Here is a 19,700-nt window from a genome sequence, read left to right on the forward strand (position 1 = left end):
GTAGCTTGTTCTACAAAAATTTATTTTGTAGGCCCTACTACCCTCCCACGCTTGCGCACATAATGCTCTGTCATTGCAACACTACTATGGCCTAATAGCGCCTGCGCTTCTCGAATATTGCCGCCGCTCCCTACTTCTTTATCCGTCCCTGCCTTAGCCCGTAAATCTCGGAATTGAAAGGTTCGTGGCGTTCTTACACAACGCTCCCACTGGGCCCTGTAAGCCGATTTCGGGAGGCCTACTCCCATCTCTAGTACAGCATCGCAAGCTCACGCCTGCGTTCGTGACACACTGAAATACTCTCCATTTTGATCCTTTGACGCTTTTTTCTTCATTCATGGCGTCCACCAAATCGATACTACATCATTTTATTTGGCGATCGTTTTACAGCTTCATTATAAGAAGCTGTAAAATTTGACCGTGGCTTCGGACATACAAAAAAGCTGACACGCTCCATTTATGTCAAGGTGGGGTTAATTTCGCGCTTACATTCTATCGCACCACGCTGCTTCAAAAGTTGCTTATTCATTCCGCTTAACCCTTCCACTCCATCGATCAAGGTCTCCTTCACCGTCAACTCTGCATGCGGTGATATCCAGCGCAAGACCACCTGATATCGTTCACCCTCTACTATCACCTGCCACTGGCGAATTAACCTATTGGAACTACCTGTCACCAGATAGTTGCCGTCGGGCGTCGCTTTCCAGGCGACACTCTTGACTTCCCCGAGAAAACCTTGAATCACCGACCGACACTGACTCGAGACAACATCCCACACTCGCACCGTATGGTCAGAACTGCTCGATGCGATCATCTGACCGCTCGACGAATACGCCACACTACTAACAGGGTTTGTATGTCCTCTTAAAGTATGCACGGTGAACCCGCTTTGCGCGTCCCACAGACGAATCGTCTTGTCATCACTGCCCGAGGCGATCTGGGCACCGCTGCGCGAATACACCACGCTATTGACAGAGGAGGTATGTCCTTCTAAGGTATGCATGTGGGTTCCGCTTTGCGCATCCCACAGACGGACCGTGTTGTCATCACTGCCCGAGGCGATCTGGGCGCCGCTCGGCGAATACGCCACGCTCCAAACAGTGCCTGTATGCCCTTCCAAGGTGTACACATGGACTCCGCTTTGCGCGTCCCACAGACGAACCGTCTTGTCAAAACTACCCGAGGCAATCCGGACACCGCTCGGCGAATACGCCACACTCCAAACACCGCTTGTATGTCCTTCTAAGGTATGCATGTGGACTCCGCTTTGTGCGTCCCACAGACGAACCGTCTTGTCAAAACTGCCCGAGACGATCTGGGCGCCGCTCGGCGAATACACCACGCTCAAAACATAGGAGGTATGTCCTTCTAAGGTGCGCACCGGGGCGCCGCTTTGCGCGTCCCACAGGCGGACTGTCTCATCAGAACTGCCCGAGGCGATCTGGGCGCCGTTTGGCGAATACACCACGCTATAAACAGTGTGTGTATGTCTTTCTAAGGTGTGCACGTGGGCTCCGCTTTGCGCGCCCCACAGACGAACCGTCTTGTCCCAACTGCCCGAGGCGATCTGGGCGCCGTTTGGCGAATACACCACGCTACTCACACCGTGTGTATGTCCTTCTAAGGTATGCACATGAGCTCCACTTTGCGCGTCCCACAGACGAACCGTCCTGTCCCAACTGCCCGAGGCGATCTGGGCGCCGCTCGGCGAATACACCACGCTACTAACAGCGGTGGTATGTCCTTCTAAGGTGTGCACGTGGGCTCCGCTTTGCGCGTCCCACAGCCTCACTGTCGTGTCATGACTGCTCGAGGCGATCTGGGCGCCGCTCGGCGAATACACCGCGCTATAAACAGCGTGTGTATGTCCTTCTAAGGTGTGTATATGGACTCCGCTGTGCACGTCCCACAGACGAACCGTCTTATCAGAACTGCCCGAGGCAATCTGGGCGCCACTCGGCGAATACACCACGCTCCAAATGGAACAGGTATGCCCTTCTAAGGTGTGTATATGGGCTCCGCTGTGCGCGTCCCACAGACGAACCGTCTTGTCAAAACTGCCCGAGGCAATCTGTGCGCCATCCAACGAATACACTACGCTACTAACACCGCCTGCATGTCTTTCTAGCGTATGCACGCGGACTCCGCTGTGCGCGTCCCACAGCCGTACCGTAGTGTCATTACTCCCCGAAGCGATCTGTGCGCCGCTCGGCGAATACACCACGCTAATAACTGCGTTTGTATGTTCTTCCAAGGTGTGGATCTTCCCCCAATCCGAAGTCGAATACACTTTGATCGTACCATCCTCAAGACCCGCGGCACAAGTTTTCCCATCCGGGGAATACGCGCACGACTGTACCTCGCTCTTTTCTTGGAGATAAGGCCATTCTCCAAACTGCACCCCGGCCATCTGCGCGCTCCTTAAATTGGCATTGCGCAGCCAACTCATGCGAAGAGTGGTCTTTCTTAAATCCGCTCCTTGAAACTGCGCTGAATCGAATACGCCATCACTCAGATCCGCACCTGGTATCTGGATTCCTTTTAAATCCGCTCCATTAAACTGCACCCCCGCTCTGACTAAAATTGTCATTGCATTGGCTGCTGTTTGACTTACCCCAGCATCTTCCTTAGAGCGCTCAATAATCGCTAAGAGATGTTTTTTAAATATGGTCTCTTGCTGAACGCGCTCGGTTAACAATCGTACAACGCCCAGATCGCCAACCCAATGCTTGGGGGCTAACGACATGTCTCTTGGCGTTTGAGAGGATTGATGTTGGTTCCCAAAACCATAAACTGAAGCATCACTACCACGACGATGATGATGAGTATCTGCCACCATGCACGCATCAAGCGATGCAAAAATAACCCGCGCCGCAAAATATTCCAGTAGCAATTTATGGATAAAACGGTACTGATTTCCACTTCGGCTCAGGGGCCAGGCTTCTCGCAACAGCTGCTTCTTGTCATTCAGCTCAAAAAATTCCTTTTTCCAATTCCCCTTGTCTTTCAACGACGAATACTCAACAACCGGGTTACCCGAATTCTTTATATAAAGATGCACTGCCAGGTCTTCCATAAATTCAATACCGTGCTCGGCAAAGCCCTCATCGCACATCTCTCTAAAAATATCTCTTTTGTTCTCCGTTAAATCGCGTGCGATTAAGCGCTGCTCGTTGCGTTCGAACCATTGTCTGACGAACTGGTTATACAGATCCATGCGTAACTGGATAGCCGTTCGCGGTTTCCCCTCGTCTTCCAGATACGGTAACACTTCCAACACCACGCGTAGCAAAAATGGGTTGCTCACCAGTTCTTTTAAATGAGGTTGTTCAAGAGCTTTGTTAAATTGTTGCGCATCCCAGATTGGTTGATTGCGCTCAACATATTTTTCCAAATACTGATTCTGCTCTTCTTCTGAAAACGGCTCGATCACAACCTCTGGAAATGACCAGGCTCCGCCCTGTCGATACTGATCCGGTTGAAACCACTTTCGATAGCCTTGGCCCTGGCCTAAATACTCGCTGCGACAACTGATGACCATTTGGCCTTGCCAGCTACCAGGTTGGTTGATGCCATTGCTCTGATACAGATTCCTGGTCTGCCGAATCTCATCATAGCCGTCCAAAATAAAAATGAACTTTTGTTTTTCTTTCTTTAATCTCTGAATCTGATCTTTTGACAGGCCCCTTTTCTTTAAAGTCGTGGGGATCAGATCGTGCACAGGATTGTCAATACTCGCCAGAGAGATAAAGAGCGGAATCGCATCGTGTTCTTTTTTATCCTTCCATAATTGCTTTTCCAGGACGCGGTTGAAGCTGGTTTTGCCCGCTCCAGAATCCCCCGTTAGCAAGACCACTTTCACTTTTTCATCGTTTAGAAAAGCTTGAATTTTGGGTAAGAGATTGAAAGTGTTGGCCTCATGCGAATTCGCTTTGCCGCGGGGTTCAACATAGAGTTGTAGTGTTTCCTCAAATTCATCATCTTGCCCCAAGGCATCGAAATATTGCTCCTTTATGGCAGATCGGGGATCGGCATTGAGCACCCTCAGTTGTTGCTGGTGTTGCTGCACAGTGAAAAAAAGCTGGCTGTGCAGCGCCGTCCGTATGCTGTCGAAGATGCCGTCTAATTGCTTGGCAAATTCAAGTCTGCCAAGCAGTGGCTTGGCATTTAACCGCGAAATAAAATCACTGTACCCCTGCCAAAATTTATCAAGAAACGTTTTGGCCTCATTGCTGCCCACCAACAAGCGCTCGATCAGCTTAAACAACACCCAGTGCCGACTTTGATTTAGAGACAATGCTTGTCCCTCAAATCTTGGAATATCCTCCATCCGAACCGTGGTTGCTGAAATAAAACGCGCCAGGCAGTGATTATAGCTATTTGGGGTTAACGAAACCGGGATAATACCGTGCTGATCTTTCAGCTGCTCTGCCCGAATTTGCAAAAAAGCCATTTCCGTCAACACATGATGGAACCCTGCCTTATAGTCTTGCTCTTGTGAAAATTGTCTGACCACCTCACGGATTGCCGGAATGCCCGACTGTTCACCGTCTTTGCCATAGGCTTCTCGATCTTCAAGATAAGCTTTTCGAAGTGCTTGATAAAAATCTTCATAGTGCAACCATTCCAGGTAGTTTCCTAATACCTCAGAACAGCACACCACGACCTTATTAACCGGTTTCACCTCTTTTTCTACTTGAGTAGGCAACAAACAGAGCTGACTGGTTAAAATATCCTCTAACTTACCGTCCTCTTTCAGATCCTCCGAGGAATCTGAGTAAGGTTGCCCCAGCGGTGTTTGATCGGAATGCAAGGTGACTTGGATTTTAGATAAATGATTGATTAAATATTTAGAGGTACTGGCCTCGGCCTTTCCATGAGCGGGGTTGCCATGGGCATAGACCAGAAAAATGCTGGGTTTACTGGATACCTTTAATGATCCCAGCGTAAACAGTGCCCTTTCAAACAGATAGTCCACCAGTTCGCCTTTCTCCTGGACAGACATTGAGGCAGGCGTAGCCGTCTGAGCCAAAATCAATGCATCGTGCTCAGCAGAGACAATAGAAGCAGCCTCGATCGGCTTATGGCCCCATTCTTTTGCTTTTTTGTAACTCGCCTGTGCTTTGTCGGTTTTGCCCAATTTGGCTAGGAGTTCTGCACGCTCAAAATAAATATCAGCGATGTGCCGTTGCAATGCTTCATCTTCTGTTGTCTGAGGTGTCTGAGCCTGGCTCAAAGCATTTTTTACCTCCGATAATGCAATAACAAGTTTGCGTGTATCCGCGATATGTCTAAAAGTCACTTTTGCCTGATCATACAAAACCAAGGCTACATCGAGCCGCTGCGCCGTCTTTTGTTGGCGGGCCTGATATAGATAGATTTTCGCCGCCAGAATCTGCGCCTGGTGGCCCGTCAGAGCTTGAGAAACAGAATTACCCCACATCATCATTCCTTTTTCTAAGTTATTCATTCTAGTTTGGCAGTAGGCTGTTGAATACTTTTGAATTACATGATCGTACAGCGATTCCTCTGATGATGTGTGATGTAGTATCGATTTGGTGGACGCCATGAAGGAGAGTGTTTCATTCCGGGGGCTGGCGTTTTCTAGGCCGCCTCCTTGAGTGGCGCCAACTCTTGCGTTTTCATACAAGGAAACCAACGGCAGAAGGTTTGACGCAGATCACCATTGAGCACTTGCACACGCGTTTGTAACAACAGATGTGCACCACGTCGAGTCCAACGCATCTGTTGTTTTTTCACAAAGCGCTTGCTGACCACATAATTTACGGTCGATTCGACAAATGCCGTGGAGATCGTTTCGTGGTGCCGATAGCGATCGCCATAATTTGGAATGAACGCTTGATTTGCCTCAATATAGTGGTGAAACTCTCGCACCGCTTTCTTCAGCTTTTTTTTGTTCTCCGGATTTTCTTCTAGCATTTCCAAATCGTCTTCCAGGTTATCGATGTGTTGCAGCGCATGCAAGACATCACCGTGCCACAGACGCCATTTGAGGCTTTCCAGGTGTTGGCTCAAATCCGCTAACACGCTCTGTGTTTCCGGATATTTGTCGGGCTTCAGTTCTGTTGTCATTCCCTTAACCATCTGCCTCATCACCGTCAAGCGCATAGTAATGTGAAACCAGTCAAGCAAGTGCTCGGACTCTGGACTGAGATAGTACTGTAGATCACGCACGGTATCTCCTCCATCCGATAGAAACACGATCTGCTGATTCATTTGTAGACCCTGCGATTTCAGCACCTCGTACAGCCGCCGTTTGAGCTTGGTATCGTACTGGTTGACGAATGCAAACACTTTATCGCTGCCGTCAGACAGAATACTTTTGCCGGTCAGGGCTTCAAACCACCCTTCGTTTTTCGAGCGCTGGTCCGACGCACGCACATAACCGCCATCCAGGCCGACCGTCAAGGATGGTCCCGGTAGCGGTTGCTTTGCCCAATCTCGAGGACACCCTTCTATAAACTGGCATTGCTCCTCGCCCAACTCACCCTCCATACGTTCAGCAACGCATTGCTGGTGGCGTTGCATAGACGTACGGTTGATATTCCCCGAGAGCGGCAAGATTTCCGTCAACAACTCCATGCTTAGCCCATAAGACATCAACGAAGCAAACTTGGTCTGCAGATACAGCAGTTCTGGAGCATAGTGCGTGCTCAGCAGCGCTGCCAGGGGACTCGAACTAGGACGGCCACGATGATGTTGGCATCGGCAATCGTAAAAACGAGGACTGTTGAGGTTGAATTTGCCGAACAGTGTCCGATAAATGAACTGACCCCAGAAAGTTGGACGGTAAGTTAGTTAAGAATAAAAAGGCTGTGACCGTAGTCGATATTGAACAGGGCTCAGCCCATCCAATCTGAGTTTAATACGCTCATGGTTATAGTAATGAATGTAATCACTTAAACCTACTTGTAATTCGTCAATATTACAAAATTTATTCAGATAAAAGAACTCAGATTTTATTGTAGCGAAGAAGCTCTCCATGGCCGCGTTATCGAGGCCGTTGCCTTTACGTGACATACTTTGTGTAATGCCTTTTTGCGCAAGTTCCTCACGATAGACTGCCATTTGATATTGCCAACCTTGATCTGAGTGCATGATTAGCTTGTCATCAGGCCCAAGGCAGGTAAACGCTTTACTTAACATAGTGCTAACCATCGCCAACGTAGGACGTGGGGCGATTTGATAGGAGATGATTTCTCCGTTATATAAATCCATAATTGGAGAAAGGTATAATTTCTGGCCATAGACATGGAATTCAGTGACATCCGTCACCCACTTCTGGTTAGGTCGCTGGGCACTAAATTGCTGTTGCAAGAAATTGGGTGCAATGCCTTCTATCGAGCCTTTGTAGGACCGATATTTTTTGGGCCGCACAAGCGATTTTAACTGTAATTGTCCCATCAAACGCTGAACTGTCTTATGGTTAACGAGAAAGCTTTCCTGCCGAAGAACGCTTGTAATTCGACGATAGCCATATCGCCCCTTGTGATAGGTAAAAATAGTTTTAATCTTCGCTTTGAGCGTTGCGTATTTATCGATTTTTTGCAATCCATTCAGTTGGTAGTAAAAGGTACTACGCGCCAAACCGGCCACTTTAAGCAAGCCCATTATCGGATACTGTTGCCTTAATTCAAGCACTATTTGTGTTTTTTGCTTTGTGCTGATTTTTTGCTCGCTTGAATCAAGGCTTCTAGCTTTTTTAGATATGCATTCTCCATGCGTAAATAATTTAATTCTTCGAGCAACTGCTCTCAAGTGCGCGTCTCGTCATTTCCAGACTTGATTGCAATACTTGAGGTGCCTCGCATTTTCTTAGATTTTCCTCTTTTGCCAGGAGATAGGGCTTCTATACCTCCGATATGATACAGGCGCTCCCACTCCCCTAGAGCACTTGTCTTACGAATATCAAAGTACGCTGCCGTTTCGCGATACGATAGATGGTTATCCCACATGTGCTGGAGGGCTGTAAGCTTGAAATCCGCACCGTATCGTCTGTATTTCCTTTTGAGGCCTGACAGACCGTGTATTTGGTAAGCTGCTGCCCATCTACGCAATAGCGAAGGCTCAACATCATACCGCTTCCCCAGAGCAATGGCTCCAGCCTTACCTGCCAGATAAGCCTTCACGACTTTTAGCTTAAGTTGATCGCTGTATTTATCCATGAAAAAACCCAAAAAAGTTTAGATCGGTTTCCAACTTTCTGGGGTCAGTTCAAAAATGAGTCAACTCCACTGCAATGGGGGCAACTTAGCGCGGACACTGCGGGCAATATCCATATCCTCTTCCCCACTCCTTTTTTACACGAATGTTTTGGCGTTCACGGCATACATATGGGTGGCGGAGCTGCCATTGTGATTGAAGTTCATGGAACCCGGTCAAAAACCGGGGTCGTCCTGCGCGCATTTAATCTTCAGGGATGCAACGCTGAATGGCTCACTCAGTGGATTGCCATTGGACGGTAGCGGCGAATTGAGCTCAGTTTCCCCGTTCACGCTTTTTTATTCTGGAATACCCCTATGACTTTTTATTATTCAAAATCGCAACCTGGTTTTTACACTCGTGAAATGCACGGAGACACCATTCCTAAAGATGCCGTCCCCATTACCGACGAAGAATATCATGCTCTGTACGAAGAGTTAGCGAAAGGCAAAATGCTTCAATCCGATCACAGGGGATACCCGATTGCCATTGACCGGCCTCCCATTACCCCCGAACAATGGGCTGAAATTCATTTAAGCCAACGCCGCGCTTTGATCATTGAAACCCTGGTCAAGTCAACGCCTTTACAAGATGCAGTAGATCTGGAGAGAGCAACAGACGAAGAAAAACAGCGCCTCAAAGCGTGGAAACTCTATCGCATTAAACTCAGCCGCATCGAGCAGCAGTCCGGCTTTCCTACTAAAATCGATTGGCCGAAAGCCCCTGAGGCCACTTCGTGGGCCACTTATCCGTAGCACTAAGGGCCGCCTTCATGCGGTCTTTTTTTCGTCTACACCCCTCTCAACATGACCGAAACCTTTGACAGGGCCGCTCTCATAGCTGAACTCAAACGCGATGAAGGCGAGCGCTTTAAACCCTACTTCGATACCGTCGGCAAAATCACCATCGGCATCGGACGCAATCTCACCGATGGGGGCATCTCTCAGAGCGAATGCGAAATTCTTTTACACAACGATATTGCACGAACGCTGAGATGGCTGGATCGGCATTTATCGTGGTGGCGGACCCTGGATGCAGTACGGCAACGTGTACTCATCAATATGGCCTTCAACCTCGGCGGCAAGCTCCTGACCTTTGTGAATACTCTGGACGCCATGCAACGCAGCGATTACGCAGCCGCGGCTAACGGAATGCTTGCGTCCAAATGGGCCACTCAGGTCGGCCAACGAGCACTACGCCTCGCCAATATGATGCGCACCGGAATAATTTAACTCTCAACATTAAAAAATGAATCTTCACGAACATGATCGAACGCTGCTTGCCACATTGGCGGCGATGGGGGCAGCCATTGCGATTGGAAAACTCCTCACCGGTGGCGAGAAAATCACCGCTCGGCTGATTATCGGGCGCATGATTGTGGGCGCGGGCTTAAGCGTCGCCGCGAGTTCGATTCTTACGCTGCTACCTGAACTCTCTCCAATCGCCGTTACGGGCCTGGGTGCTGCACTTGGTATTCTCGGCCAGTCTTATCTTGAATGGGCTGTACAGCGCTGGTTGGGTAAACGCAACCATGCTGAATAATTGGATTACTGCATTATTAAGGCCATTGTGCATTGCAACAACGACCTTTTGCTTTGGCATAGGATGCGCAGGATCTTTTTATTACAAGCCACGTATCCAAAAAGCGCAGGCGGCACTCGTGCAGTACAAAATGCAAGTTGCTTTGGCTCAGGCTCAACTCGCTGAAGCCCAAGCCAAAGTTGTCATACAAACTGAAGTTCAATACCGTGATCGTATCAAAATCGTCAAAGAAAAGGGCAACACGATCATCAAAGAGGTCCCTATCTATGTTAACCAAGCTGATACTGACCATTTCGGCGTTAACGTTGGCTTCGTGCGCCACTACAACGCAGCATTTTCCAACGAGCCTACCGGATCTCCCGCCGAGTTTAACCGAAAACCCGCCGGCGTTTCGCTTGCTGAGATTGCCGAAATTAATGCCTTTAACGCCAATATCTGCTGGCAGTGGCGCGAACAGGCACTTGGACTGAGAGTGTTTTATCGGCAATTACAGCAAACTCAACAGTCTATTGCAGCAAAAAACTGAGATCCCCTATCAAGCAATTAAATTGTCTGACAGCGAGTATCTGGTGCCGGCTAGAAGTGCATCTCTGGTGCTTGCGCAGGCTCACCCTGTGCATCCCTTTGCTTGAGTAGATGGGTATTCAGTGAACTTAAGCCCTTTGCGTCTTGAATAGACATACCAGCTACGACCAGCTCGTTTTGAGAGGAGGTCCAATCTAACTCGACTGTCCAGTCATTACCTTTGCATTTTATTTGCCAAATATGAACCGCGCTACCCTCACTGCCTGCCATTTTAAAATCCCCTTTTGGAAACTCTTGCCAATCTATTGAAGCAATTTTCCCGACACAATCTGCAAGCGTTCTCTTACATTGCTCTGTGTCTATTGACCATAGTTTTACCGTCCTATCGTAACTCCCCGACGCCAGGAACTTGCTGTTGGGCGAAAAATTTACACTCATCACCCTATCACTATGCCCTGCAAGCTGCGACACTGACACTTTTTCGCTTGTCACGTTCTTCCATAGCCTCACCGTCCTATCATTACTCCCCGACGCCAGGACCGTGCTGTCCGGCGAAAAATTCACACTATTCACCTCTTTGCTATGTTGTTCTTCTTTTTCTTTAGGCATACGCTCCGCTTCTCTGCTTTCTTCTTTCTCCCACCCTTCTCCTTTCTTCCACAGCTTCACCTTAAAATCTCTTCCGCCTGACGCCAGGAACTTGCCGTCTGGCGAAAAACTCACACTCGACACCCATTCACTATGTCCTGTAAGCGTATACAAAAACGCATTTTCGCTAGTCACGTTCCATAACTTCACCGTATTATCATTCCCCCCCGACGCCAGGAATTTGCCGTCTGGTGAAAAACTCACACTCCACACCGAAGCCGTATGCTCACCAAGCGTACGCAACTTTTCTCCACTGTTTACGTTCCACAGATTCACTGTATTATCATGACCTCCCGATGCCAGCATCCCGTCGTCTTTGGGCGAAAAACTCACACTATTCACCCCCCCACTATGTCCTTCAAGCGTATGCAACATTTCTCCGCTTTTTACGCTCCACAGCTTTATTGTCTTATCATCACTCCCTGACGCCAAGAACTCGCCTTTGGGCGAAAAACTCACACTATTCACGTTACCACGATGCCCTTCAAGCGCATGCAACTCTTGCCTGCTTTCCACTCTCCACAGCCTCACCGTCTCATCAACACTCCCCGACGCCAGGAGGTCGCCGTTGAGTGAAAAACTTACACTATTCACCAAACTGGTATGCCCTTCAAATGTATACAACGGTTCTCCGCTTTCCGCTTTCCACAGCTTCACTGTATAATCGAAACTTCCCGACGCCAGGATCTCACTGTTGGGCGAAAAACTCACACTTTTTACTACATTAGTATGCCCGTTAAGCGTGTGTAACTCGCTTGTGGATAAATTTTTTCCGTTCCTTTCTACTCCCCACAGCCTCACCGTCCTATCAGCACTCCCCGATGCCAGGAACCTGCCATCTGGCGAAAAAGTTACACTCTCTACCCAACCATTATGCTTTTCAAGCGTATCCACCAATACCCATTTACTATTTCCTTCAGGCGTATGCAACGCGTCTCCGCTCTGCCTCATCCATAGCATTACCGTATTATCATCACTCCCCGACACCAGGACTGTGCCGTCTACCGAAAAATTCACACTCTTCACCCCTTCGCTATGCCCTTCAAGCGGAGAATCCAATAGTTTTCCACTTTCTACCTCCCACAACCTCACCACCTTATCTCCTCCCCCTGATGCAAGGATGCCATCTGGCGAAAAACTCACACACCATACTCCACGAGCACAACTCGCCTCAAACTCATGGTGATCAGAACGCTGTGCAAGTTTTCCGTTTTTAACCTCCCACAGTTTCACCAGCCCATCCCCACTCCCCGACGCTAGGTATTTGTTGTCTCGCGAAAATTTCACGCTATACACAGGTTGATTATTATGTGCACTAATCTTATCCACCCGCTTTAATGTCTCAGTTTTATACAGTTGAATCTCACCATCATTCGTACCAACAGCCAACCAGCGCCCATCAGGAGAATAACAACAGTCCATAACCTTTTTACCTACCTCTAAACTAGGCAGCTCACCAAAGTTAACCTCTTTCAGATTCGCTCCTTTGAAATTCGCCCCACGCAACCACGCGCCTCGCAATTTCACTTCGCTTAAATCCGCCCTTTCAAATTTCGTTTGATCGAACACCCCATAATTTAAATTCGCTCCGCGCACCTTGATTTGGCTCAAATCCAATCTACTCAGCTGCACCCCCGCTTTGACCAAGATAGTCAGCGCATTCGCTGCTGCTCTTTCAACGCCATATCGTGTCTTCGAGGCCTTCACCCAACCTAAGAGCGGCTTTATCAACGTGCGCTCCTGCCGTACCCGCTCTGCTAAAAAGCTCAGCACCGCGGGATCTTCCACTACGTTCAGTTGGTTGAACAAAGCCGATGGCTCCAACTTAACAAGATCTCCCAGCCCTTCCAATAGCGGACGCAGATTTCTCACTATGCTCAGTTCATTGGACAAATCTAACTGCCCGATCTCAGTGAGTTCTCTCATCTCTTCCCACAACGCTCTCGCCACAAAATAATCCTGGACCGATTTATGGATAAACTCATATTGATCGTCTCGGCAGATCAGCGGAGCATTAAAGCGCAATAATTTTGTTTCTATATTCTTATTATTAAAAAAGTCTTCACGCCAATCCTGTACAGATTGCTTCTTCCACGATAGAGGCGGCGAATATGCCACACGTACTACTCCAGCTTGGTACATAGCGACCGCCAAATCTTTGCCAAAATCGGCTCCATATTTGGTGAAATCTTTATTTAGAAAATCAAATGCTTCTCGTTCCTTATCAGTCAAGCGAATACTTCTTAAACGATCTTGCGAACGCTCAAACCAGCTCTCTACAAATTGATCATATAATGCAAGCCGAGTAATACGTTGACTGCTATCCTTGTATTTCTCGGCCAAAGTTGGCAATTCGCTCAATGACAATTTGAGTAAAAAAGGATTACGTATCAGGTCCTTGACTTCAGGTCTATCAAGAATTCCCCTATGTTCCGCGACACTCTTTTCTAATTCTGGGTATGAGCTTTCATATTTGTTTACATATTCCTCAATCGTCAAATCAGAGAATGGGGCGAGTTGATAGGTTTGAAGTAGATATGCCTGGCCTTTTGGGTGAAACTGGCGCTCATATCGGTCCCCCAAATATTCTGGTCGGCTGGTAACAATTACTTTAGCCTGCCATTCATCTAGTTCATTCTCAACATAGAAAAGACGGGCTCGGTCTTTAATCTCATCATAGCCATCTAAAATAAAGATAAAGCAATAATTCGCTTTTAAATCAGCTATCTGGTCCTCTGCAAATTTCTCTTTTTTTAGGTACTCTGAAATAAGATTGTTATTCGGCTCCTTCAGACTCGATAGCGGAATAAATAACGGGATAGGAGTTTGGCCGGATTTATTGGCCTCTTTGTCATAAGCCTCCCATAGGCTACGTGCCAAATACCGATTAAAGGTTGATTTACCAGAACCCGCTACGCCCAACAAAAGCAGCACTTTCTTTTCCTCTGAAGCAAGGAAATCTCTCACCTTCTCTTCCAGACTAAAGCGTTCTTTTGTATTGATTATTAAAGTGCATTCCGGCGCAACATACATCGCCAACGCCTCTTTAATTTCGTTATCTTTTTGCAGGCTCTCTAAATACCTTTTCTGCAACTGCTGAATACCCAGGCTCGCTAATGGGGCAGTATGCGGGTGCCAGGCCGTGCTTTGCAATGGCCTCAGAATTTCTGCTAACAAGTTGGCATCTTCAGACGTTGAGTGGTAATTCACGGTGACTGTGTTGTGCGAACCATCCTTGAATGAGACGTTAACCAAGCCATAGTTGATTTGCATGACAGGTCCCCTCTCTGCAGCATAAACCGCATGGCTTGAATCGATTGGTGCCCCCCGCGTATTGGAGGAATACGAAGCTAAGGAAGCAGGAGTGCTTGGGGTTGAACTAATCGGCAACATCTTAATTACCCCTTTCTAAGGGTTCACTTTCATCTGTATAGGGTTGGGTACCCCTTTGTCTTTCATGCCGTACTTATTTTTGATGGCAGTCATTTTGGATCCAATTGAATGTCTACTCTTCAAATTATTTCTTTTTGATGTCTAAGGTTGCTAGATCAGAAACCGCTGCGGGAGCATTACCCGACTTTCATTTTGCTCCTGTTACCCTTGCCTGATATAGCGATGTTACCCACGCCACTTGTGAATTGAGACACAAATTCCCCCCCTTGTGCCTGAGAGCGCAGCGCGAGCCCAGAGAGTTCAGCAGCCACCTCTGGAGTGGGCTGCGTTTGGCTGGCCGCTAACAACTGCGGGTCCACGGCTGTGGGGTTGCAAGAAACGTCGCTGATGTTACCCGAGCCCTCTATTACTATATTCGCCAAGCCCTCTGCTCTTTGCATGAGAACTTTCCCCCTTTTTTCTGACGGCAACTGTGTGCGCTGTCTCAACTCACGCTCAAACAGCATGGGTACCATTTCGTACTTCATCTTTTCGAGCTGCTGCGATATCTGCCTTACTTTTTCGTTGGAAGCAAAGAGAACGGTCGCCGCGTCGTCTAAACCAAAGGATCGGGCTGATTCAGTCGTCGTATGACCTTGCATCGCTCTATACATCTCAAGCGCCACCTTAATTTCACCGCTCTTCTCTAAGTTCCCTAAATAAACGCCTTTCTGCTCTTTAAGATCCGTCAGTAAAATAGTCAATGAGGCTAAGTCAGGAAGCGGCAATTGCGTTTGTTGCTCTAGCAGACTCTGCATTTGCTGCATCCGCTGCTCTATCCTTTCTTGCGTCTGCTGCATCTGACTTTCTAATATGGCTTGCATTTGTTGCTTGAGGTTAGGCAGCTGCTCTAACATAAGGCTGATTCCTTCTAGCTTGGCGGGCATCTGGTTGAGACGAATATCCCCCCGCACCTTATCTAACAATTCGGTGCCTAACGGCTCCTGCCAGAGAGAAGACCAGACAGGAACATAATCCTGGCCACCCTTTGGTAGAGGCTGCCTTAAGCGCTGTAAGGTGGCCCCTGCCATCTTTACAACGCGCTCGTGCCCGCCCCAGTAATCCTTGTGTTGCATAAGGCTTTCTAAAAATTGCTCCGCGCTTTCTTGCATTTCGGTACCCGGGTGCGTGCGGGCAATTTGTTCTAGACGATGACATAAACCTTGCAGGAATTTTTCGTCCTTACGATACCGAGAGTCGCGCGCGAGTTTCTCGAATGCCACCCACTGATTTTCTTCAAGCAACAGATCAATAAACCGTAGCGCTCCATACCATCCATGCGGGCGGTTGAACTGCTCAACCCCTTCGCTAGCCGATTGGTATGCCGTCGTCAATGCCTCGACGGTAACTTTTGCTGCATCGCCGACTTGGCCTATCGCGAGCGCTACCTCGCGCACGCCTGTAAATGCTTCTTCGAATCGGCCCAGAGACTCCTCTAATTTATCCACATCAAGATTTTTAACCGCAGCGGCCAAGTTTAAAACGCCCATCCCTACATTAAAGGTGTGACGTAATACGCTCCGCCAAACGGCTTCATCATTGGGAATATGCGCCAATGCCTGACGCGCATAGCGCGCTTGCCAGGCCAACGCTGGGTCAGAATGATCAATTAATCCATAGAACGTGGCGTAGAGCGGAGCTTGCACTCCCTCGCGGTTGATGCCACTCACCCCCAAACACGTCATCACATCCAGCAACTGCGAAGTCGTTTGCAGCAAGGTCTGACACTGGACCTTATTGTCTTCTTTATGCACTTTATCCAAGCGCGCTCCAAGAACTTCAAGTGCGCCCACTAAATCCCCGGAACGCACTTGGCTCAATAGCGCTTGTGGGCAGTGCCGGAGAATCACAGCCAGTCCTTGCGCCACCGATACATTCAGCGAGACTGACTGGTTCGCAGACAATGCATTCACCGTTTGGCCAATTAACTGCTGGTACAATTCAATATCCGCTATCGATGCGAGCGGCACAATTTCTCGTACCAATTCGAAGTAGTCTTTGGTTTCAGTGCACGCAAACGCTTCCAATATGCTGCGGGCGAGTTGCTTAAACTGTTTTTCTTGTGCTTCAGAAAGATAGCCTTGTTGCAAACACCAAGCTAAATGCCTGGTGTCGACAAGCTGATCGGGATCAGTTACAGGGTCATAGATTTTGCCGAGTGCAGGCAGTGTCAAATTTTGATCTAGCTTAAAAAAGCTTGCGATGGGCTGAGATGTAGATGAAAACTGTTGTTTGATCGAACCTTTGGCTTCCTCTACTTTTAAGATAGATTGCCAAGGAGCCGGCGTGTTGGGAAGCTTTAATACAGCTATTTTCTGCTTCACCTCATTCACACGCGAATTGTACGGTTCAATAGTGGCCTTCTCATAACTTTCGAGGGCTCGTGTAAATAATTTATGAGTACGCGCGAGATCTTCTTCTTTTAAAGAGAGCTGACCGCGCTCCTGATAAAGATCACCTCGCTCCACATAGACTGTGGTAATGGCGGTGTTGATCTCTTGAGTACGTGGGGTGCCCTTCTTAAACGCGCTTTTCGCTCGATTGAACTGGCTGAGCGCGCAGTCAAACTCCTTATCCTTGCTCTCTCCGTGCTCACGAGCAGTCTTGAGGTGTTCCTGAGCGCTCTTTCGAAAAACTTCACCTCGTTGCAAAGCAACCGCAGCATCGACTTTTCCCCAACTTATCATCTTATTACTCCTATGTCCAAATAGAGTTTAAATTTATTTTTCCTCATCTTATTTAGGGAGTGGCGGTAACTCTTTGGATTCTAACTTTGTGCCACCTGGGACGCTGACATTAGAAGTTGCTTCAAAAGTACTACTCGAACCATATATTACGGTAGTGTCGTTCCTATCTCCAGATATCGTGTAATTAGCTACTCCCCTTGTAGATTGAAATACAATATCCCCCAATTTTTCAGATGGTACCTGGCTAACCATAGAGACCGCAGCATTAACGTCTTCAGAGTGGTATTCTAGGCTTTCCTTCAATAACGGCAAATCTCGATCCGTTGGACTGTAATGTAACTTGTTGATGTTTCCTGAACTTTTTATTGCTATGTTAGCCAAACCGCTTACCACTTGTAGGTTGGCGTTTACTTTCTTTTCTTCTTTCACCGTCGTTTGTGCGGAAGGCGATAAGGAAGATAATCTCTGCTCTGCCTCTTGCGCCCCGTACCGCCGCGCCTCCATATAATCAGCCCGCGCCTCTTCTATCCTGCCAAAATCTCTTAAAATATCTCCCCTTAATAAGCAAGCCTGGGCAAGGCTAGCTTGAATATCGCGCTTTTCGTCGTAAGAGAATTTTTTGTTCTGAGCGAGCACATCACTAAATTTTCTTTTTGCTATATCTAACGAATCCAGCGTAGTCACTGGGTCCTGCTCTCGCTTTAACTCAGCACGTCTTAAAGCAGATTTGCCTTGTTCTAAAGGGCTTAAAGACGATAAAGTAGTGATATTTGTTGACGTCGAAAAAGTTGTGTTTACAGTGTTATTCATACAATCTCCTTACCTCATTTGGTATTGATCGAATGTTAAAATGTATAAATACACCCTTCAAAAAACAATTTGAAACGGATTTGTTTATAACTCGTCAACTTTTTTATTCTGCTGCATTCTTAAAATTTGTTGACGATTATTATTGTAGTTATAGTTCACCAAAAATGCGTTTTGATTTTTTAAATAGCTTATCAAAATTAATAAAAAAATGTTATTTATAAAAGAGAGCAAGACATTCCCATCCGCGTTCCATAGTAATTAATGAATTTAGGTTGCCATGACTCTGCGACTCTTGCTGTAAGTTCTGAAAGCATTTTTACCCCCTCTTATTTTTAACTCGTTGGAAAACACAAGTTGTGCATTTTTCTTTTACGTGGTCCCACAGATCCTTGCTACCTTGGCCTTGAGGCTATCTATCGAAATTTTCTCGCACAATTCTATTTCAAAATCTGCTTCGGAAAACTTATGCTTAATTCGCCCTAATAAGGCCTAAAAAGCCCTAATTTAGCTATTGCTCCGAAGCAAGAAAATGGCTATCCTGTTGTTTTTATTAGCTTTTGTTCAATTTTTCTCCGGACTCAATGGGATGGACGCTCCCCCCTTTGAACGGCATCATGATGTGCCAAAATGGGAGTTCAATCTCACCCATTGATAGACAGGAGCATTCGCCATGGAGATCACAACAGTAGGCATCGATTTAGCAAAGACATGGTTCCAATTGCACGCCGTAGGCAAATCTGGCAAAACAGTACTTAAGAAGAAGTTAAACCGTGGCCAGATGATTGAATTCTTCGCCAACCTACCCACTTGTCTGATTGGCATGGAGGCCTGTGGTAGCGCACACCACTGGGCACGGAAGCTACAGAGTTTGGGCCACACGGTAAAGCTCATGGCACCACAGTTCGTCAAGCCCTATGTCAAGACCAACAAGAATGATATGGCTGACGCCGAGGCAATCTGCGAAGCCGTGAGTCGACCCAACATGCGATTTGTACCGATAAAAAATCTGGAGCAGCAAGCAGTACTTTCGCTGCATCGAGTGCGTCAGGGCTGTAAAACAGCGTGCAAAACTTACCAGTTTAGGAGAGGAAACAGCGTCCAAAAGTTTCCATCCTATTTATGCAAAGATCCGGCGAATTTGCCGGGGAAACTGGAGTGTTTTACATGGAAATGATTTACGAGATAAGACGTCGATACAAAGTACAAAAGCAGAGCATCAGCGCGATAGCACGAGAGATGGGTCTATCGCGTCCGACAGTGCGCAAACATATTGAGACGGTAGAGGAGCCCAAGTACGATCGAATACAGCCGATACGGCCCCAATTGGGTGCTTATGAAGGACAACTAGAGCAATGGTTAGAACAGGAAGCCAAGTTTCCCCGTGGCCGTCGTCGTACCGCTCGTCGACTGTTTGAAGGGTTACAAGAAATGGGATACCCGGGCGCTTACGACAGCGTGCAACGCTTTGTTAAGGATTGGAAACTAAAGGCTCGAGGGCCGCGAGTCACACAAGTTTTTGTACCCCTCGTATTTGAGCCTGCTGACGCTTGCCAATTTGATTGGAGCCATGAGCATGTCGAATTAGGGGGCGTTGGGCAAACAGTTAAGGTGGCCCATTTTCGGCTGGCGTATAGCCGTCAGCTCTTTGTTATAGCCTATCTGCGCGAAACCCAAGAGATGGTATTCGATGCACATAGACAGGCTTTTGCTTTTCTGGGTGGCGTGCCCAACCGAATCATCTACGATAATCTTAAGACGGTGGTGGATACCATTTTAGTCGGTAAAGAGCGTCAATTTAATCGGCGTTTTCTGACTCTAGCCAATCATTACTGA

Annotated in this window: 12 protein-coding genes and 2 pseudogenes; 7 read left to right on the top strand and 7 right to left on the bottom strand. The window is 47.6% G+C overall.

Translation table 11 applies throughout. The annotated features are described in order from the left end of the window. Window positions 1–457: 457 nt before the first annotated feature. The 4 genes and pseudogenes from MCB1EB_RS09320 to MCB1EB_RS12810 form a co-directional block, all read right to left on the bottom strand. Window positions 458–5,470 (bottom strand): NACHT domain-containing protein, encoded by a 5,013-nt coding sequence (locus MCB1EB_RS09320; protein WP_161566214.1) that lies wholly within the window; start codon window positions 5,468–5,470, stop codon window positions 458–460. A 134-nt stretch (window positions 5,471–5,604) separates the two neighbouring features. Beyond that, window positions 5,605–6,786 (bottom strand): annotated as a pseudogene (locus MCB1EB_RS09325) (ISKra4 family transposase); the annotation flags it as partial. A 33-nt stretch (window positions 6,787–6,819) separates the two neighbouring features. Beyond that, window positions 6,820–7,779: an IS3 family transposase gene (locus MCB1EB_RS09330; RefSeq protein ID WP_438819612.1), complete on the bottom strand. Its 960-nt coding sequence runs from the start codon at window positions 7,777–7,779 to the stop codon at window positions 6,820–6,822. Further along, window positions 7,776–8,186, bottom strand: coding sequence for a helix-turn-helix domain-containing protein (locus tag MCB1EB_RS12810; RefSeq protein ID WP_438819613.1), 411 nt, complete (start codon window positions 8,184–8,186; stop codon window positions 7,776–7,778). The genes MCB1EB_RS09330 and MCB1EB_RS12810 overlap by 4 nt, the downstream gene beginning before the upstream one ends. On the opposite strand from MCB1EB_RS12810, the gene MCB1EB_RS12815 reads away from it, so the two are divergent. The 5 genes from MCB1EB_RS12815 to MCB1EB_RS09350 are packed head-to-tail and all read left to right on the top strand — an operon-like array spanning window position 8,166 to window position 10,291. After that, a complete protein-coding gene (locus MCB1EB_RS12815; protein ID WP_438819614.1) occupies window positions 8,166–8,486 on the top strand; it encodes a gp53-like domain-containing protein in 321 nt (106 codons plus the stop codon). The two genes, MCB1EB_RS12810 and MCB1EB_RS12815, sit on opposite strands and share 21 nt — an antisense overlap. Before the next feature lie 54 nt (window positions 8,487–8,540). Then, window positions 8,541–8,978: a tail fiber assembly protein gene (locus MCB1EB_RS09335; RefSeq protein ID WP_045364901.1), complete on the top strand. Its 438-nt coding sequence runs from the start codon at window positions 8,541–8,543 to the stop codon at window positions 8,976–8,978. A 51-nt stretch (window positions 8,979–9,029) separates the two neighbouring features. Then, window positions 9,030–9,455: a glycoside hydrolase family protein gene (locus MCB1EB_RS09340; RefSeq protein WP_045364898.1), complete on the top strand. Its 426-nt coding sequence runs from the start codon at window positions 9,030–9,032 to the stop codon at window positions 9,453–9,455. Between the two features lie 16 nt (window positions 9,456–9,471). Next, window positions 9,472–9,765, top strand: a complete 294-nt coding sequence (locus tag MCB1EB_RS09345) for a phage holin family protein (RefSeq protein ID WP_045364896.1) — start codon at window positions 9,472–9,474, stop codon at window positions 9,763–9,765. Beyond that, complete coding sequence (locus MCB1EB_RS09350) at window positions 9,755–10,291, top strand: hypothetical protein (protein ID WP_052394000.1); 537 nt, start codon at window positions 9,755–9,757, stop codon at window positions 10,289–10,291. Before MCB1EB_RS09345 ends, MCB1EB_RS09350 begins: the two co-directional genes overlap by 11 nt. A gap of 50 nt (window positions 10,292–10,341) precedes the next feature. On the opposite strand, the gene MCB1EB_RS09355 is transcribed toward MCB1EB_RS09350, so the two are convergent. The 3 genes from MCB1EB_RS09355 to MCB1EB_RS09365 all read right to left on the bottom strand — a co-directional run bounded on the left by MCB1EB_RS09355 (window position 10,342) and on the right by MCB1EB_RS09365 (window position 17,867). Continuing rightward, on the bottom strand, window positions 10,342–14,331 hold the full coding sequence (locus MCB1EB_RS09355; RefSeq protein WP_052393997.1) for a WD40 domain-containing protein: 3,990 nt from the start codon (window positions 14,329–14,331) through the stop codon (window positions 10,342–10,344). Between the two features lie 176 nt (window positions 14,332–14,507). Next, on the bottom strand, window positions 14,508–17,057 hold the full coding sequence (locus tag MCB1EB_RS09360) for a hypothetical protein (protein ID WP_045364893.1): 2,550 nt from the start codon (window positions 17,055–17,057) through the stop codon (window positions 14,508–14,510). A gap of 48 nt (window positions 17,058–17,105) precedes the next feature. After that, window positions 17,106–17,867, bottom strand: a complete 762-nt coding sequence (locus MCB1EB_RS09365; protein WP_045364890.1) for a tetratricopeptide repeat protein — start codon at window positions 17,865–17,867, stop codon at window positions 17,106–17,108. A gap of 670 nt (window positions 17,868–18,537) precedes the next feature. On the opposite strand from MCB1EB_RS09365, the pseudogene MCB1EB_RS09370 reads away from it, so the two are divergent. Both MCB1EB_RS09370 and istA read left to right on the top strand, forming a co-directional pair. Continuing rightward, a pseudogene (locus tag MCB1EB_RS09370) lies at window positions 18,538–18,918 on the top strand (IS110 family RNA-guided transposase); the annotation flags it as partial. Window positions 18,919–19,031: 113 nt separating this feature from the next. Then, window positions 19,032–19,700 carry an IS21 family transposase gene (gene istA / locus MCB1EB_RS12260; RefSeq protein ID WP_197721976.1) on the top strand — a complete coding sequence of 223 codons (669 nt, stop codon included), beginning with the start codon at window positions 19,032–19,034 and terminating at the stop codon, window positions 19,698–19,700.

It is taken from the genome of Mycoavidus cysteinexigens (genome assembly GCF_003966915.1).
GTDB classification, from domain to species: domain Bacteria; phylum Pseudomonadota; class Gammaproteobacteria; order Burkholderiales; family Burkholderiaceae; genus Mycoavidus; species Mycoavidus cysteinexigens.

Bases quoted from the DNA above. Each gene is read 5' to 3' on its own strand.
- istA (WP_197721976.1), top strand. From the start codon at position 19,032: ATGGAAATGATTTACGAGATAAGACGTCGATACAAAGTACAAAAGCAG.
- MCB1EB_RS09365 (WP_045364890.1), bottom strand. From the start codon at position 17,867: ATGAATAACACTGTAAACACAACTTTTTCGACGTCAACAAATATCACT.
- MCB1EB_RS09350 (WP_052394000.1), top strand. From the start codon at position 9,755: ATGCTGAATAATTGGATTACTGCATTATTAAGGCCATTGTGCATTGCA.
- MCB1EB_RS09320 (WP_161566214.1), bottom strand. From the start codon at position 5,470: ATGAATAACTTAGAAAAAGGAATGATGATGTGGGGTAATTCTGTTTCT.
- MCB1EB_RS09355 (WP_052393997.1), bottom strand. From the start codon at position 14,331: ATGTTGCCGATTAGTTCAACCCCAAGCACTCCTGCTTCCTTAGCTTCG.
- MCB1EB_RS09340 (WP_045364898.1), top strand. From the start codon at position 9,030: ATGACCGAAACCTTTGACAGGGCCGCTCTCATAGCTGAACTCAAACGC.
- MCB1EB_RS12810 (WP_438819613.1), bottom strand. From the start codon at position 8,186: ATGGATAAATACAGCGATCAACTTAAGCTAAAAGTCGTGAAGGCTTAT.
- MCB1EB_RS09335 (WP_045364901.1), top strand. From the start codon at position 8,541: ATGACTTTTTATTATTCAAAATCGCAACCTGGTTTTTACACTCGTGAA.
- MCB1EB_RS09345 (WP_045364896.1), top strand. From the start codon at position 9,472: ATGAATCTTCACGAACATGATCGAACGCTGCTTGCCACATTGGCGGCG.
- MCB1EB_RS09360 (WP_045364893.1), bottom strand. From the start codon at position 17,057: ATGATAAGTTGGGGAAAAGTCGATGCTGCGGTTGCTTTGCAACGAGGT.